The organism is Streptomyces sp. NPDC036764, assembly GCF_055609385.1.
The window spans coordinates 713582-729557 of sequence record NZ_JBVJPT010000002.1 but is presented as its reverse complement, the minus strand read 5'-3'; the positions used below and the strand labels follow the sequence as shown (position 1 = coordinate 729557).

At 69.8% G+C, this 15976-nt stretch carries 11 protein-coding genes; 8 read left to right on the top strand and 3 right to left on the bottom strand.

Going from position 1 to position 15976, the window contains the following annotated elements; translation table 11 throughout:
- Window positions 1-97: 97 nt before the first annotated feature.
- A complete protein-coding gene (gcvP, locus tag ACZ69Q_RS14805; RefSeq protein WP_471041506.1) occupies window positions 98-2983 on the top strand; it encodes an aminomethyl-transferring glycine dehydrogenase in 2886 nt (961 codons plus the stop codon).
- Window positions 2984-3087: 104 nt separating this feature from the next.
- On the opposite strand, the gene ACZ69Q_RS14800 is transcribed toward gcvP, so the two are convergent.
- The 3 genes from ACZ69Q_RS14800 to ACZ69Q_RS14790 all read right to left on the bottom strand — a co-directional run bounded on the left by ACZ69Q_RS14800 (window position 3088) and on the right by ACZ69Q_RS14790 (window position 6110).
- A complete protein-coding gene (locus tag ACZ69Q_RS14800) occupies window positions 3088-3315 on the bottom strand; it encodes a TOBE domain-containing protein (protein ID WP_471041558.1) in 228 nt (75 codons plus the stop codon).
- 196 nt (window positions 3316-3511) lie between these two features.
- On the bottom strand, window positions 3512-4033 hold the full coding sequence (locus ACZ69Q_RS14795) for a hypothetical protein (RefSeq protein WP_471041504.1): 522 nt from the start codon (window positions 4031-4033) through the stop codon (window positions 3512-3514).
- A gap of 121 nt (window positions 4034-4154) precedes the next feature.
- Complete coding sequence (locus ACZ69Q_RS14790; protein WP_471041502.1) at window positions 4155-6110, bottom strand: APC family permease; 1956 nt, start codon at window positions 6108-6110, stop codon at window positions 4155-4157.
- 456 nt (window positions 6111-6566) lie between these two features.
- On the opposite strand from ACZ69Q_RS14790, the gene ACZ69Q_RS14785 reads away from it, so the two are divergent.
- The 7 genes from ACZ69Q_RS14785 (at window position 6567) to ACZ69Q_RS14755 (ending at window position 15895) form a co-directional block, all read left to right on the top strand.
- The gene (locus tag ACZ69Q_RS14785) at window positions 6567-9041 is read left to right on the top strand and encodes a sensor histidine kinase (protein WP_471041500.1); all 2475 of its coding nucleotides are present in this window, start codon (window positions 6567-6569) and stop codon (window positions 9039-9041) included.
- A 204-nt stretch (window positions 9042-9245) separates the two neighbouring features.
- Entirely contained in the window at window positions 9246-11087 is a 1842-nt protein-coding gene (locus tag ACZ69Q_RS14780; RefSeq protein ID WP_471041498.1) for an APC family permease, read from the top strand.
- 57 nt (window positions 11088-11144) lie between these two features.
- A complete protein-coding gene (locus ACZ69Q_RS14775) occupies window positions 11145-11333 on the top strand; it encodes a hypothetical protein (protein ID WP_471041497.1) in 189 nt (62 codons plus the stop codon).
- Window positions 11330-11419, top strand: a complete 90-nt coding sequence (kdpF, locus tag ACZ69Q_RS14770; protein WP_016434100.1) for a K(+)-transporting ATPase subunit F — start codon at window positions 11330-11332, stop codon at window positions 11417-11419. Before ACZ69Q_RS14775 ends, kdpF begins: the two co-directional genes overlap by 4 nt.
- Before the next feature lie 8 nt (window positions 11420-11427).
- A complete protein-coding gene (kdpA, locus tag ACZ69Q_RS14765; protein WP_471041495.1) occupies window positions 11428-13089 on the top strand; it encodes a potassium-transporting ATPase subunit KdpA in 1662 nt (553 codons plus the stop codon).
- A gap of 32 nt (window positions 13090-13121) precedes the next feature.
- Window positions 13122-15221 (top strand): potassium-transporting ATPase subunit KdpB, encoded by a 2100-nt coding sequence (gene kdpB / locus ACZ69Q_RS14760; RefSeq protein ID WP_471041493.1) that lies wholly within the window; start codon window positions 13122-13124, stop codon window positions 15219-15221.
- Between the two features lie 5 nt (window positions 15222-15226).
- A complete protein-coding gene (locus ACZ69Q_RS14755; RefSeq protein ID WP_471041491.1) occupies window positions 15227-15895 on the top strand; it encodes a potassium-transporting ATPase subunit C in 669 nt (222 codons plus the stop codon).
- Window positions 15896-15976: the final 81 nt, after the last annotated feature.

The following is a 15976-nucleotide window of genomic DNA, read 5'->3' as shown; positions in this document are numbered from 1 at the left end:
GTGAAGCTCTCAGGTTGAGATGACAGAGGGGGAGGCCGTCCGGGTACCCGCGCCGTGGTGCCCCTCGAAGGTCGTGTCAGACCAGGAGGCCTCCGTAATGACCGCCCATCGCACTCCGCTCTCCGAGCTCGAGCAGGGAATCCCTTTCGAGCAGCGTCATATCGGCCCTGATCATGAGGCCCGGGCCAAGATGCTCGCCCAGGTCGGGTACGGCTCCCTCGACGAGCTCACGGCCGCCGCGGTGCCGGATGTGATCAAGAACGCCGACTCGCTGGACCTGCCGGGGGCCCGCACCGAGGCCGAGGTGCTGGCCGAGCTGCGGTCGCTCGCCGACCGCAACCAGGTGCTGGACTCGATGATCGGGCTCGGGTACTACGGGACCTTCACCCCGCCGGTCATCCTGCGGAACGTCATGGAGAACCCCGCCTGGTACACGGCCTACACGCCGTACCAGCCCGAGATCTCGCAGGGGCGTCTCGAGGCCCTGCTGAACTTCCAGACGATGGTCGCCGAGCTCACCGGGCTGCCGACGTCCGGTGCCTCCCTGCTCGACGAGGGGACCGCCGCCGCCGAGGCCATGGCCCTGTCCCGGCGCATGGGCAAGAACAAGAAGGGGCTGTTCCTGGTCGACGCGGATGTGCTTCCGCAGACCATCGCCGTGATCGAGACCCGTGCCGAGCCGACCGGCGTGGAGGTTGTCGTCGCCGACCTCAGCGACGGGATTCCGGCCGAGATCGCCTCGCGTGAGATCACCGGCGTGCTGCTGCAGTACCCCGGCGCCTCCGGCGTCGTACGGGACATCAAGCCGGTCATCGACCAGGCGCACGGGCTCGGTGCCCTCGTCACCGTCGCCGCCGACCTGCTCGCGCTCACGCTGCTGAAGTCGCCGGGTGAGCTCGGGGCGGACATCGCGATCGGCACGACGCAGCGGTTCGGTGTGCCGATGGGCTTCGGCGGGCCGCACGCCGGCTACATGGCCGTGCACGAGAAGTTCGCGCGCAGCCTGCCGGGGCGGCTCGTGGGTGTGTCCGTGGACGCCGACGGGAACAAGGCCTACCGGCTGGCGCTCCAGACGCGTGAGCAGCACATCCGCCGGGAGAAGGCGACCAGCAACATCTGTACGGCTCAGGTGCTGCTCGCCGTGATGGCCGGGATGTACGCCGTGTACCACGGGCCCGAGGGGCTCAGGAGCATCGCGCGGCGGACCCACCGGTACGCCTCGATCCTCGCCGCGGGGCTCGCGGCCGGCGGTATCGAGGTCGTGCACGGTTCCTACTTCGACACGCTGACCGTGCGGGTGCCCGCGAAGGCCGCCGAGGTCGTCGCCGCCGCCCGGCAGAACGGCGTCAACCTGCGTCTCGTCGACGCCGACCACGTCTCCGTCGCCTGCGACGAGACCACCCTGCGGGCCCAACTGGGCGCCGTATGGACGGCGTTCGGGGTCGAGGGCGACATCGAGGCCCTGGACACGAGCGCCGCGGACGCGCTCACGGACGGGCTGCTGCGCACCGACGACTTCCTCACGCACCCGGTCTTCCACCAGTACCGCTCCGAGACGGCGATGCTGCGCTACCTGCGCCGGCTGGCCGACCGGGACTACGCGCTCGACCGCGGCATGATTCCGCTGGGCTCCTGCACGATGAAGCTCAACGCGACCACCGAGATGGAGCCGGTCACCTGGCCGGAGTTCGGGCAACTGCACCCCTTCGCGCCCGCCGAGCAGGCGCAGGGCTATCTGACGCTCATCCGTGAGCTGGAGGAACGTCTCGCCGAGGTCACCGGCTACGACAAGGTGTCCCTCCAGCCCAACGCCGGCTCGCAGGGTGAGCTGGCCGGACTGCTCGCCGTGCGCGGGTACCACCGGGCCAACGGCGACGAGCAGCGGACCGTCTGCCTCATCCCGTCCTCGGCGCACGGCACGAACGCCGCCAGCGCCGTGATGGCCGGCATGAAGGTCGTCGTCGTGAAGACCGCCGAGGACGGCGAGATCGACGTCGAGGACCTGCGGGCCAAGATCGAGAAGCACCGGGACGAGCTGTCCGTGCTGATGATCACGTACCCGTCGACGCACGGTGTGTTCGAGGAGCACGTCGCCGACATCTGCGCGCAGGTGCACGAGGCCGGCGGGCAGGTGTACGTCGACGGCGCGAACCTCAACGCGCTGGTGGGGCTGGCCAAGCCGGGCCACTTCGGCGGCGACGTCTCGCACCTGAACCTGCACAAGACCTTCTGCATCCCGCACGGCGGCGGCGGTCCCGGCGTCGGGCCGGTCGGCGTGCGCTCGCACCTGGCGCCGTACCTGCCGAACCACCCGCTCCAGCCGGCCGCCGGTCCGGAGACGGGCGTCGGCCCGATCTCGGCCGCGCCGTGGGGTTCCGCGGGGATCCTGCCCATCTCCTGGGCGTACGTCCGCCTCATGGGCGGTGAGGGGCTGAAGCGGGCCACACAGGTGGCCGTACTGTCCGCGAACTACGTCGCCAAGCGGCTGGAGCCGCACTACCCGGTGCTGTACACCGGGCCGGGCGGGCTCGTCGCGCACGAGTGCATCATCGATCTGCGGCCGCTGACCAAGGCGACCGGAGTGAGCGTCGACGATGTCGCCAAGCGGCTCATCGACTACGGCTTCCACGCGCCGACGATGTCGTTCCCGGTGGCCGGGACGCTGATGATCGAGCCGACCGAGTCCGAGGACCTGGCCGAGCTCGACCGGTTCTGCGAGGCGATGATCGCCATCCGCGCGGAGATCGAGAAGGTCGGGTCGGAGCAGTGGCCCGCCGAGGACAACCCGCTGCGCAACGCCCCGCACACCGCCGGCGCGCTGGGCGGCACGTGGGAGCACGCGTACAGCCGTGAGGAGGCCGTGTTCCCGGCCGGGGTGTCGGCCGCCGACAAGTACTGGCCGCCGGTGCGCCGCATCGACCAGGCCTTCGGCGACCGGAACCTCGTCTGCTCCTGCCCGCCGCTGGACGCCTACGAGGACTGAGCCGCGCTCGGGCGGCGTCCACGCGGACGACGCACGGACGTATGAAGGGAAGGGCTCCCCTCCGGCTGCGCACGGCCGGAGGGGAGCCCTTTCGCGTGCCGCCGTCATGTGGTCGTCAGGGCGACCTCCGTGGCCTCGACCAGCGCGACGACGGGGACGCCGGGGGACAGGTCGAGGTCCCTGGCGGCATCCCTGGTGACGGCGGCGGTCACCGCGCCGCCCTCGACCGCGATCTTCACCGACGTCATCGCGCCGCCCGTGGCGATGCCGGTGATCGTGCCCGGGAGGCGGTTGTGCAGGTGCGGGTCGTCCTCGATGGGAGAGGTGGCCAGGGAGATGCGGTTCGCACCCTAAAGGGTGTTGCACAAGGGCCGGGAAGATCGGGCAGCAGCTCGCAAGCAAGATCAATGTGCGCTGCCAGTCGGCAGGAAACCGGACAAAGCGAAGAGTCTGGCAGGCCGGATCATGGCGGGAATCTAGCGGTCACGCCGTTGTGCAACACCCTTTAGCCGCCGCCCCGCTCCGTCTTCAGGAGATCCCGGACGCCCTGAGCACCGCGCGTGCCTCCGCGTCGTCGATCTGGTGCCGCAGCCGCTCCAGTACGTCGATGCCCTCCAGCAGGGTTCCGCTCGCGCGTGAGCGGCGTACCCCGGTGTCCAGCTCGTGCCACAGCAGCGGGTTGGCGAGGAGGACGCGTGGGTCCAGTTCGAGGCGTCGGCCGTCCGCGTCGCGCAGGGTGAGATGGGTGGAGACGTCGCCGTGCTGTCGTACGGTCACCAGCTCGTCCGTGCGCACCGCCTGACGTCGTACGAGGCCGTGCACCGCGAGCCATCCGGGGCCGGCGGTCACGCGCTCGGGGAGCAGGATCGTGAACAGCAGGGAGGTCATGACCAGCCACAGCAGGGTGCGCGGCGGAGTCAGGGTGTGGGCGTCCCAGTCGACCAGCAGGGTCATGCCGAAGAAGGCCGCGGCGCAGCCCGCGGCGAACCGGGCACTGTTCTGCCAGTGACGGTCACCGGTCGGGGCCGGGCGCGGTCTGCTTCCGTCCACAGTGTTGACGGTAGGGGCCGCCGGCGCAGGAGCGAACGGGGCTGACAGTGCTCTGACGCCTTACGGCTCATCGTTGACGCGATCCTGATGTGGCCGCGGCTGGATCGGCCCGGTGCGCGCGTCAGCCGGTGTGGACGCGCGGCCTGCGTTCCCGGTCCGGCTCGGCCTCGCGCAGCACCTCTCGGGTGACCGGGGCGACCTCGCCCTGGCCGAAGAGGAAGAAGCGCAGGAAGTTGGCGAAGGGGGTGCCCTCGGTCCACTCGAAGTAGATGTGCGGGATGCAGCCGGTGGTGTCGCGCACGTGCAGGAGCAGGGCGGCCAGGGCGTTGGGGATGGAGGAGGACTCCAGGGTCAGGACGCGGTAGCGGTTGTGCATGACCTGGCCGCGCACGATCAGGCCGGCCTCGAACTCGGACGGGTCGGTGACCGTGACCTCGACGAAGACGAAGTCCTCCTGCTCGGGCATGTCGTTGTCTTTGCGGATCTGCTCGATCTTGTCGCGGTACTCGGCCTTGTCCCGGCTGTCGGGCTCGTTGGCGATGAACCGGATCTTGCGGCTGGCGATGTCCCGGATGAATCGTTCGGCCATGTCGTCGAGCGTCACGCTGGTGACACGGAGCTCGAAGGCGCGCATCAGCCGGGACAGCAGGGAGATCAGGATGATGCCGGCGATGAAGCAGGCGCCGATCTTCACGCCGTCGGGGCGCTCGATGACGTTCACGACGGTCGTGTAGAGGAACACCGCCGAGATGACCGCGAAGCCGATGAACCACTTGCGCTGACCGGCCTTGCGGGCGGCGATGGTCACGGCGATGGCGGCGGAGCTGATGAGAACCAGCACGCCGGTGGCGTACGCGCCGCCCTGGGCGTCGACGTCGGCGTCGAAGATCCAGGTCACCAGGAAGGCGACCAGGGTGAAGACGATGACCATCGGGCGCACCGCGCGCGCCCAGTGCGGGGCCATGCCGTACCGGGGCAGATAGCGCGGCATCAGGTTGAGCAGGCCGGCCATGGCGGAGGCGCCGGCGAACCACAGGATGGCGATCGTCGAGACGTCGTAGACCGTGCCGAAGGCGTTGCCGAGGTATTCGTGCGCGAGGTAGGCGAGGGCGCGGCCGTTGGCGTCGCCGCCCGGCTCGAACTCCTTCTCCGGGATCAGCAGGGTGGTGATGAAGCTCGTCGTGATCAGGAAGCAGCTCATGATCACGGCGGCGGTGGTGAGCAGCTTCTTGGTGTCCCGGATCCGCCCCTTGGGGCTCTCCTCGGTCTCGCCCGGGTCGCCCTTGACGTGCGGCATCACCGCGACGCCGGTCTCGAAGCCGGACAGGCCGAGCGCGAGCTTGGGGAAGACGATCAGGGCCACGCCGATCATGACGAAGACGTTGCCGTGCTCGGCGGTGAGGGCGCTGGTCCAGTCGGTGACCACATGTCCCTCGGTGACGACGTGGTACAGGCCGGAGACCACGACGACGGCGTTGAGCGCGAGGTAGATACCCACCAGGACGACCGCGACGCCGATCGCCTCCAGGAAGCCCTTGAGGAACACCGCGCCCAGCAGCGCCACCAGGATCAGGGTGATCACCATCTGCTTGTCGTGCAGGGTGCTTTCCAGGTGCGGGTTCTCGATCAGGTGAGTCGAGGCGTCGGCCGCCGACAGGGTGATGGTGATCAGGAAGTCCGTGGCCGCGAAGCCCAGCAGCGTCAGGACGAACAGCTTGCCCTTCCAGAAGGTCAGCAGCCGCTCCAGCATCGCGATCGAGCCCTGGCCGTGCGGGCTCTCCTCGGCCACCCGACGGTAGACGGGGAGGGCACCCGCCAGCGTGACGATCACGAGCACGATGGTGGCGATGGGGGAGAGCAGACCGGCTGCGAGGGCCGCGATGCCCGGCTGATAGCCGAGGGTGGAGAAGTAGTCGACGCCGGTGAGGCACATGACCCGGTACCAGGGCTGGCCCTCGTCAACGGGTGCCTTCTGCGTCTGCGCACCCTTGGGGGCATGGCCCTTGCCCATGTCGGACAGGCCCTCCAGCATCCAGGCGCGCAGGCGACTGGGAGGAGGGTGTTCGGTCGTGGCCATCGGCCTGCTCCTGACGTGCGGGTCGGCATGCGATTCCGGCCATCACGCGGGACGGCGGCACCAGCGTAAGCAGAGAGTGACGTATGGGCCCACGGATCAAGGGGCTGCGGGCGTCAAGCTTCCGTTAAGACTGGCCTTGTCGGCATCGGCGGCACATCAAGATGTGAGCTCCGGCACCTGTTCGTCCGTTGTTGCGCTGTACGGGGGGCTGCGAACGGGACAAGCGAGGACGGACACTCAGCGTCATCATCGTCCCTCGGTCCTCCCCGGCACGCGGCGTTCACGCGCTGGGCCGCTCCCGGGAGGCGGGGCCGCCGGCCGCGTCATGGACGGCACACCGCCTTCAACCTGTCCGTCCGCCGCCTTGTCAAGACAGTGTCAACGTCCACGTCGGGGGCGCCAGGGATGCGTCAAGATTTCCGCCCAGGGGCTCCGGGCGCGGTTCTCTGAGACCTGATGAACGATGTACCGCGCGGACGGTTGAAGGTCTACCTCGGGGCGGCCCCAGGGGTGGGCAAGACGTACCGCATGCTCGATGAGGGGCGGCGCAGGGCAGGCCGCGGGGCCGATGTGGTGGTGGCGTTCGCCGAGTGCCACGGACGCCCCAGGACCGAGGCGATGCTCGACGGCCTGGAGGCCGTGCCGCGTGTCCAGTGCCACTACCGGGGCGGGCAGTTCGAGGAGATGAACCTCGCCGCGGTGCTCGACCGCCGGCCGCAGGTCGCGATCGTCGACGAGTTCGCCCACAGCAACGTCCCCGGCGGCGGGCGCAACGCCAAGCGCTGGCAGGACATCGAGGAACTGCTCGTGGCGGGCATCGACGTCATCACGGCCGTCAACGTCCAGCACCTGGAGTCCCTCAAGGACGTGGTCGAGAAGATCACCGGGGTGCCGCAGCACGAGACCGTGCCGGACGAGGTCGTACGCCGCGCCCAGCAGGTCGAGCTCGTCGACATCCCGCCCGAGGGGCTGCGCCGCCGCATGGCGCACGGCAACATCCACGCGCCGGAGAAGGTCGACGCGGCCCTCGCCAACTACTTCCGGCCCGGGAACCTGACCGCGCTGCGGCAGCTCGCGCTGCTGTGGACGGCCGACCGGGTCGACGAGGCGCTCAACACCTACCGCGCCGAGCACGCGATCGGCCGGGTCTGGGAGACCCGGGAACGGGTCGTCGTCGCGCTGACCGGGGGGCCGGAGGGCGACACGATCATCCGCCGCGCCGCCCGGATCGCCGCCCGGTCGGCCGGCGGGGACCTGCTCGCAGTGCACGTGACCCGCAGCGACGGCCTGGCCTCCGGCGCCTCGCACGCCTCGCTCGCCCGCCAGCGCCGGCTCGTGGAGGACCTCGGCGGCAGCTACCACCAGGTGGTCGGCGACGACGTCGCGAGCGCGCTCGTGGAGTTCGCCCGCGCCGAGAACGCCACCCAGCTCGTCCTCGGAGCCGGCAGGCGCGGACGCCTGGAAAGGTTCGTGACGGGGCTCGGGACGGGGGAGACGGTCGTCGCGCTCTCGGGCGACATCGACGTCCACCGGGTCACCCACGAACGGGCCGGCCGCGGCACCCTGCTGCCGTCCCGCCGCCGTACGCTCTCGACGTCCCGCATGATCGCGGGACCGGTTGCCGGGCTCGTGCTGCCGGTGCTGCTCACCCTCGTCCTCGCGCAACTCCGCGGCACCCTGAACCTGACCAGCGAGGCCCTGCTGTTCCTGCTCGCGGTGGTGGGCGTGGCCTGCATAGGCGGTGTCACGTCCGCGGTGATCGCCTCCGTCACCGCGTCACTGCTGCTCAACTACTGGTTCATCCCGCCCATCGGCGCCTTCACGCTCGACGATCCGAACGCCCTGCTGGCACTCGCGGTCTTCGCGCTGGTGGCCGCCACGGTGGCGGCCGTCGTCGACCGCTCCCTGCGCCTGTCCCGAAGAGCCGCCCGTGCCACTGCCGAGGCGGAGACCATGTCCTCCCTCGCGGGCAGCATCGTGCGCGGCGGCCAGACGATCCCGGCCCTGCTGGAACGCACCCGGGAGACCTTCGGCATGGAGTCCGCCGAACTGGTCGACGAGCCGCCCGACACCGCGGGCGTCACCGTCGTACCTGCGGGCCCCGGCGCCTGCCTGGCGCTGATCGGCCGCGACCTGTCCCCGTCCGAGCGGCGGGTGCTGGCCGCGTTCGCCGCGCATGTGGGGTCCGCGGTGGAGCGGGCCCGGCTCGCCGAGGCCGCCGCCGAGATCGAGCCGGTGAAGGCCGCCGACCGGATGCGTACGGCGCTGCTGCGGGCCGTCGGCCACGATCTGCGCACTCCGCTCGCCGCGGGCTGGGCCGCCGTAACGTCCCTGCGCAGCCGGGACGTCGACTTCTCCGCCGAGGACCGCGACGAACTCCTCGCCACCGCCGACGAGTCCATGGCCAAGCTGAACCGCCTGGTGGAGAACCTGCTCGACCTCAGCCGCCTGGAGGCGGGCGTGCTGAAGCTGAACCTGCGGCCCACCGCCCTGGAGGAGGTGCTGCCGGCGGCGCTGGCCGACATACCCGGCGTCGAGGTCGGGGACGTGGAGGAGTTGCCGTCGGTGCTTGTCGATCCGCCGCTGCTGGAAAGGGTGATCGCCAACCTGGCCGCCAACGCGGCGCGGCACAGTCCGCCGGGGACCAAGGTGTTGGTCACCGCCAGTGCGTTGGCGGGGCGGGCCGAACTCCGGGTCGTCGACCGGGGGCCGGGGCTTCCGGCGACGGGGCGGGAGCGGCTCTTCGAGCCGTTTCAGCGGCTGGGGGACACCGACAACACGACCGGGCTGGGGTTGGGGCTCGCCCTGGCTCGGGGGCTGACCGAGGCGATGAACGGCACGGTGCTTCCGGAGGACACGCCGGGGGGTGGGCTGACGATGGTGGTTTCGTTGCCGCTGGTGGGGGATGCGGTGGGCGCGGCGGCGTCGTGAGGGTGAGTGGCGGGTGGCCGGTGCCGGTTCAGTGCGGCTGGTCGCGCGTGTCACATACCCGTCAAGGTGGCGTCAAGGACGACCGGTTCAGCGCGAAGAAAGCGCAAGGAGCGGTCGGGAACGACGTGATGCGGACAGAACCTTGGTCGGTCACGAGCGCCCCTCGCGCGTGACGGCTCGTCCGTACGAAGGAGCACGTATCCCATGTCCGTCCTGACCACCGCGCCGGGCGCGACCCCCGCCGACGAGGAACCGCCGGATACCGGCGAGCGGCACCGGCTCACCGCCGTCACGGGCCTGGCCGCCCTGTCCCTCGACGCCATGGCGTCCGTGGCCTACGGGCCCGAGGCGATCGTGCTGGTGCTGACCGCGGCCGGCGCCCACGGCCTCGGCTTCACGCTCCCGGTCACCCTCGCCATCGCCGCGCTGCTGGCGGTGCTGGTCGCCTCGTACCGGCAGGTCATCGCGGCCTTCCCGGACGGCGGCGGATCCTATGCCGTGGCCAGGACGCACCTGGGCAGGCGGACGAGCCTGGTCGCGGCGGCCTCGCTGGTCCTGGACTATGTCCTGAACGTCGCGGTCGCCGTCACGGCCGGCGTGGCCGCCCTGACCTCCGCCTTCCCCGCCCTCTACGACGACCGGCTGTGGCTGTGCCTGGCCGTGCTCGCGCTGATCACGGCAGTGAATCTGCGCGGGATCGTGGAGTCGGCGAAGGCGTTCATCGTGCCGACGGTCGTGTTCGTCGGCTCGATCCTCGTGCTCATCGTCGTCGGGTTGTTCCGCTCCGAGCCGGTCAGTACGGCGACGGCCGCCGGGCATGCCTCGGTGCTCTCCGACAACGCCACCACCGTGGGCGCCCTGCTCCTGCTGAAAGCCTTCGCCTCCGGGTGCTCGGCCCTGACCGGCGTCGAGGCCATCGCCAACGCCGTCCCCTCCTTCCGCGTCCCGCGCGTGGGGCGCGCCCAGCGCGCGGAGATCGCCCTCGGCGCCGTGCTCGGCGTGATGCTGATCGGCCTGTCGGTGCTGATCTCCCGCTTCCATCTCCAGCCGGTCGAGGGCGTCACCGTCCTCGCCCAGCTCGCGGACGCCTCGCTCGGCCACAACTGGGCGTTCTACGTCATCCAGTTCGCCACGATGATCCTGCTGGCGCTGTCCGCGAACACCTCCTTCGGCGGCCTGCCGGTGCTGCTGAAGCTGCTCGCCCGCGACAACTACCTGCCGCACGTGTTCGCACTGAAGGCCGACCGGCAGGTGCACCGGCACGGCGTGCTGGCGCTGGCGGCCGTCTCCACCGCGCTGATCGTGTTCTCCGGCGGCGACACCAACACCCTCGTGCCGCTCTTCGCCATCGGCGTCTTCGTCGGCTTCACCATCGCGCAGATCGGCATGGTCCGGCACTGGCTCATCGAGCGCGGGCCGGGCCGGCGCGGCAAGGCGCTGCTGAACGGCTTCGGCGGACTGCTGACCGGGGTCTCTGCCGTCGTCGTCACCGCGAGCAAGTTCGAGGAGGGCGCCTGGCTGATCGTGATCGCCCTGCCCGTGCTGGTCATGGCCTTCGAGACCGTCCACCGCGCCTACAGCCGCATCGGCGAGCGCCTCGGCCTCGGCCGCATCCCCGAGCACCCGCACCGCGACCGCTCGGTCGTGATCGTGCCCGTCTCCTCGCTCTCCCGGCTCACCTGTGAGGCCCTCACCGCGGCCGCCTCGCTGGGCGACGAGGTCCGCGCGGTCACCGTCTGCCACCCCGACCCCGAGGACAGGGCCGCGCTGTACGCCCTGGAGCTCTCGTGGACCGAGTGGGACCCCGGTGTCCCCCTGGTCCGGCTCAACAGCGAGCGGCGCTCCCTGGGCCGCCCCATCGCCGCGTACGTCCGTGACGTCATGGCATCGGAGCCGGCCACCCGGGTGACCGTCCTGATCCCGGAGACGGAGCCGGAGCGGCTGTGGCAGCGGCTCCTTCAGAACCAGCGGGGCGCGGTCGTCGCGCACGCCGTGCGCAAGGAGACCGACGCGGTGATCTGCCGGTTGCGGTTCCGCTTGTTCTGACCTCGGCGCCCCTGCGACCTGCGGTGATCGTGTCGCCGTAAGAGAACCGTCAAAGGCGTGCAGCGGGCCGTATGGGAGCCGTCAACGGCGCTCGAATCCGGCCACGAAGGCTGTTTCCTCGAATCGTCCCTGTCCGATCGAACCTCACTCCAGGAGTTCACGATGGCCGATCTGGCCTTCGTCGTCACCACGATCGCGTGCTTCGCACTGGTGGCTCTCGTAGCCAAGGGGGTGACGAAGCTGTGACCGCCGAGAACATCGTCGGCCTCGTCGTGGCCGTCGCCCTGCTGGGCTATCTCGTCCTCGCCCTGATCTTCCCGGAGAGGTTCTGAGACAAGAGATGGGTCCCGTTCTTGCCGGCGTACTCCAGTTGCTCGCCCTGATCGCAGCACTGGCGCTCGCCTACATCCCCCTTGGCAACTACATGGCCAAGGTCTACTCCTCCGACAAGCACTGGCGTGTCGAGAAGTGGATCTACAAGGGCATCGGTGCCAACCCCGACACCGAGATGCGCTGGACCGCGTACCTGCGCGGCGTCCTCGCCTTCTCCGCCGTCGGCGTCCTGTTCCTCTATCTGCTCCAGCGGATCCAGGGCGTGCTGCCCGGTTCGCTCGGCTTCTCCGCGATCGACCCGGACCAGGCGTTCAACACCGCCGTGTCGTTCGTGACCAACACCAACTGGCAGTCGTACTACGGCGAGCAGGCCATGGGCCACGTCGTGCAGACCGCCGGTCTGGCCGTGCAGAACTTCGTCTCCGCGGCCGTCGGCATCGCCGTCGCCGTGGCGCTGGTACGCGGATTCTCGCGCTCGCGCACCGGTGAGCTGGGCAACTTCTGGGCCGACCTGGTGCGCGGCACCATCCGCATCCTGGTCCCGATCGCGGCCGTCGCCGCGGTCGTCCTGGTCGCGTGCGGCGCCATCCAGAACTTCTCCGGCATCCACGAGGTCGGCCAGTTCATGGGCGGGCAGCAGCAGTGGAACGGCGGCGCGGTCGCCTCGCAGGAGGCCATCAAGGAGCTGGGCACCAACGGTGGCGGTTACTTCAACGCCAACAGCGCCCACCCCTTCGAGAACCCCACCCCGTTCTCGAACCTCTTCGAGATCTTCCTGATCCTCGTCATCCCGTTCGCGCTGACCCGCACCTTCGGCCTCATGGTCGGCTCGGTCAAGCAGGGCTACGCGATCCTCGCGACGATGGCCACCATCTGGCTCGGCTTCACCGCCCTGATGATGTGGACCGAGTTCGCCCACCACGGCCCGGCGTTCGACATCGCGGGCGGGGCGTACGAGGGCAAGGAGGTCCGCTTCGGCGTCGGCGCCTCGTCGATCTTCGCGACGGCGACCACGCTCACCTCGACCGGTGCGGTGGACTCCTTCCACTCGTCCTTCACCGGCCTCGGCGGCGGCATCACCATGCTCGGCATGATGCTGGGCGAGATCGCGCCCGGTGGTACCGGTTCCGGTCTCTACGGCATGCTGATCATGGCGATCATCGCGGTGTTCATCGCCGGTCTGATGGTCGGCCGCACACCCGAGTACCTGGGCAAGAAGATCGGCTCCCGCGAGATCAAGCTGGCGGCCTGCTACATCCTGGTCACCCCGGCACTGGTGCTCGTCTTCACCGCCTTCGCGATGGCCCTGCCCACCCCGGGCAACTCGATGACCAACAGCGGGGCGCACGGATTCTCCGAGATCCTGTACGCCTACACGTCCGCCTCCAACAACAACGGCTCGGCCTTCGCCGGTCTGAACGCGGACACGCAGTGGTTCAACACCACGCTCGGCCTGTGCATGCTGCTCGGCCGCTTCGTGCCGATGATCTTCGTGCTGGCCCTGGCCGGCTCGCTCGCCGAGCAGAAGCCGGTCCCGGAGACCGCCGGCACCCTGCGGACCGACAAGCCCCTGTACACGGGTCTGCTCGTCGGCACGATCATCATCATCACCGGTCTGACGTACTTCCCGGCCCTGGCGCTCGGGCCGCTGGCCGAGGGGCTCGCGTGATGAACACCCGCACAGAGAAGCAAGAGGACTCCATGTCCACAGCCACCCCGACCCGGGCGCCGCACAGCGACGTACCCACCGGGCACAAGTCCCCCGAAGGCCGTGTCGGCGCGGGGCTCTTCGATCCCAAGCAGCTTCTCAAGTCGCTGCCGGAGGCGTTCCGCAAGCTCGACCCGCGGGTGATGGTCAAGTCCCCCGTGATGTTCGTGGTGTGGATCGGCTCCATCCTGACCACCGCCTTCTCCTTCAAGGACCCGGGCGACTGGTTCGGCTGGACGATCAGCGCCTGGCTGTGGCTCACGGTGCTCTTCGCCAACCTGGCGGAGGCCGTGGCCGAGGGCCGCGGCAAGGCGCAGGCCGACACTCTGCGCAAGGCCAAGACCGACACCGTCGCCCGCAGGCTCGACGGTTCGGCCGAGGAGCGTGTGCCGGGCACCGAGCTGAGGATCGGCGACCTGGTGGTCTGCGAGGCCGGCGACATCATCCCCGGTGACGGCGACGTCATCGAGGGCGTGGCCTCCGTCGACGAGTCGGCCATCACCGGTGAGTCGGCCCCGGTCATCCGTGAGTCCGGCGGCGACCGTTCCGCGGTCACCGGCGGCACGAAGGTCCTCTCCGACCGCATCGTCATCAAGATCACGACGAAGCCCGGCGAGACCTTCATCGACCGGATGATCAACCTGGTCGAGGGCGCGGCCCGGCAGAAGACGCCGAACGAGATCGCGCTGAACATCCTGCTGGCCTCGCTGACGATCGTCTTCCTGCTGGCCTGCGCCACGCTGCCGCCGCTGGCGGACTACGCGGGCACGCACCTGACGATGGTCGTGCTGGTCGCCCTGCTGGTCTGTCTGATCCCGACCACGATCGGCGCCCTGCTCTCCGCGATCGGCATCGCGGGCATGGACCGTCTGGTCCAGCGCAACGTCCTGGCGATGTCCGGCCGTGCGGTCGAGGCCGCCGGTGACGTCTCCACGCTGCTGCTCGACAAGACCGGCACCATCACGCTCGGCAACCGCCAGGCCGCCGAGTTCGCCCCGGTCGCGGGCGCCACCGAGGCCGAGGTCGCGGACGCCGCCCAGCTTTCGTCGCTGGCCGACGAGACGCCCGAGGGCCGCTCCATCGTCGTACTGGCGAAGGAGAAGTACGGGCTGCGCGAGCGCCACCAGGGCGAGCTGGTCGGCGCCGAGTGGATCGCCTTCACCGCCCAGACCCGGATGTCGGGTGTGGACGTCGACGGCCGCAAGATCCGTAAGGGCGCCGCCGGTTCGGTCATCGCCTGGGTGCGGGAGCAGGGCGGCACCATCGCCGAGGACGCCGACACGATCGCCAACCGGATCTCCGAGGCGGGCGGTACTCCACTGCTGGTCGCGGTCGAGGACGCCGACGGGGCACGGGTGCTGGGCGTCATCCACCTCAAGGACGTCGTCAAGGACGGCATGCGGGAGCGGTTCGAGGAACTGCGCCGCATGGGCATCAAGACCGTCATGATCACGGGTGACAACCCGCTGACCGCCAAGGCCATCGCCCAGGAGGCGGGCGTCGACGACTTCCTCGCGGAGGCGACTCCCGAGGACAAGATGGCGCTCATCAAACGGGAGCAGGCCGGCGGCCAACTGGTCGCGATGACGGGTGACGGCACCAACGACGCGCCCGCGCTCGCGCAGGCCGACGTCGGCGTGGCCATGAACACCGGTACGTCGGCCGCCAAGGAGGCCGGCAACATGGTCGACCTCGACTCCAACCCGACCAAGCTGATCGAGATCGTCGAGATCGGCAAGCAGTTGCTGATCACCCGCGGCGCACTGACCACGTTCTCCATCGCCAACGACGTCGCGAAGTACTTCGCGATCATCCCGGCGCTGTTCGCGGCCGTCTACCCGGGCCTGGACAAGCTCAACGTCATGGGCCTGTCCTCGCCCGACTCCGCGATCCTGTCCGCGGTCATCTTCAACGCCCTGATCATCATCGCGCTGGTGCCGCTGTCCCTGAAGGGCGTGCGGTACCGGCCGGTCAGCGCCGACAGGATGCTGCGCCGCAACCTGACCGTCTACGGTCTGGGCGGCCTGGTCGCGCCCTTCGTCGGCATCAAGATCATCGACCTGCTCATCTCCCTCATCCCCGGGATCGGCTGACCGCCATGAACAACTCCGTATCGAACACGGCCCGGTTGCTCGGGGCGGGCCTGCGTGCCCTCCTCGTGCTGACCCTGGTGACCGGTGTCATCTACCCGCTGGTCGTCACCGGCATCGCGCAGGGGCTGTTCAACAACAGGGCGAACGGCTCCGAGATCAAGGCGGACGGCAAGGTCGTCGGGTCCTCCCTGATCGGGCAGGCCTACAACCTGCCGCTGAAGAAGGGCGAGGAGACTCCGGCGCCCGACCTGAAGTGGTTCCAGGGCCGCCCGCAGAACGGCCTCGGTACCAACAGCGTCAACACCCGGTACAAGCTCATCCTGTCCGGCGCGACCAACCGGTCCGGCGACAACGAAGAGCTCATCCAGTGGGTGAAGGACGCCAAAGCCGCCGTCGTCAAGGACAACTCGACGCCGGACTACAAGGTCAAGCCGGCCGAGGTGCCCGCCGACGCGGTGACGTCCTCCGGCTCCGGCCTGGACCCGGCCATCTCCCCGCAGTACGCGGACATCCAGGTGCACCGCGTCGCCGAGAAGAACGGCCTGTCCGTCGCCCGGGTGCAGAAGCTGGTCGACGAGCACACCGAGGGCCGCACGCTCGGCTTCATGGGGGAGCCCCGAGTGAACGTCCTCGAACTCAACATCGCGCTCAAGGACCTCGTGGCCAAGAGCTGATGGCGTTGCGCGATCGTGCGGGAGTCGGCGGCCGGGGGCATCCGGTTGCGCCGACTCCCGTCGCCGTAAGGCCCGTTGCCT

Excerpts from the sequence above, each read along its gene's own strand:
- gcvP (WP_471041506.1), top strand. The coding sequence starts at position 98 with ATGACCGCCCATCGCACTCCGCTCTCCGAGCTCGAGCAGGGAATCCCT.
- ACZ69Q_RS14790 (WP_471041502.1), bottom strand. The coding sequence starts at position 6,110 with ATGGCCACGACCGAACACCCTCCTCCCAGTCGCCTGCGCGCCTGGATG.
- ACZ69Q_RS14785 (WP_471041500.1), top strand. The coding sequence starts at position 6,567 with ATGAACGATGTACCGCGCGGACGGTTGAAGGTCTACCTCGGGGCGGCC.
- ACZ69Q_RS14780 (WP_471041498.1), top strand. The coding sequence starts at position 9,246 with ATGTCCGTCCTGACCACCGCGCCGGGCGCGACCCCCGCCGACGAGGAA.
- kdpA (WP_471041495.1), top strand. The coding sequence starts at position 11,428 with ATGGGTCCCGTTCTTGCCGGCGTACTCCAGTTGCTCGCCCTGATCGCA.
- kdpB (WP_471041493.1), top strand. The coding sequence starts at position 13,122 with ATGTCCACAGCCACCCCGACCCGGGCGCCGCACAGCGACGTACCCACC.
- ACZ69Q_RS14755 (WP_471041491.1), top strand. The coding sequence starts at position 15,227 with ATGAACAACTCCGTATCGAACACGGCCCGGTTGCTCGGGGCGGGCCTG.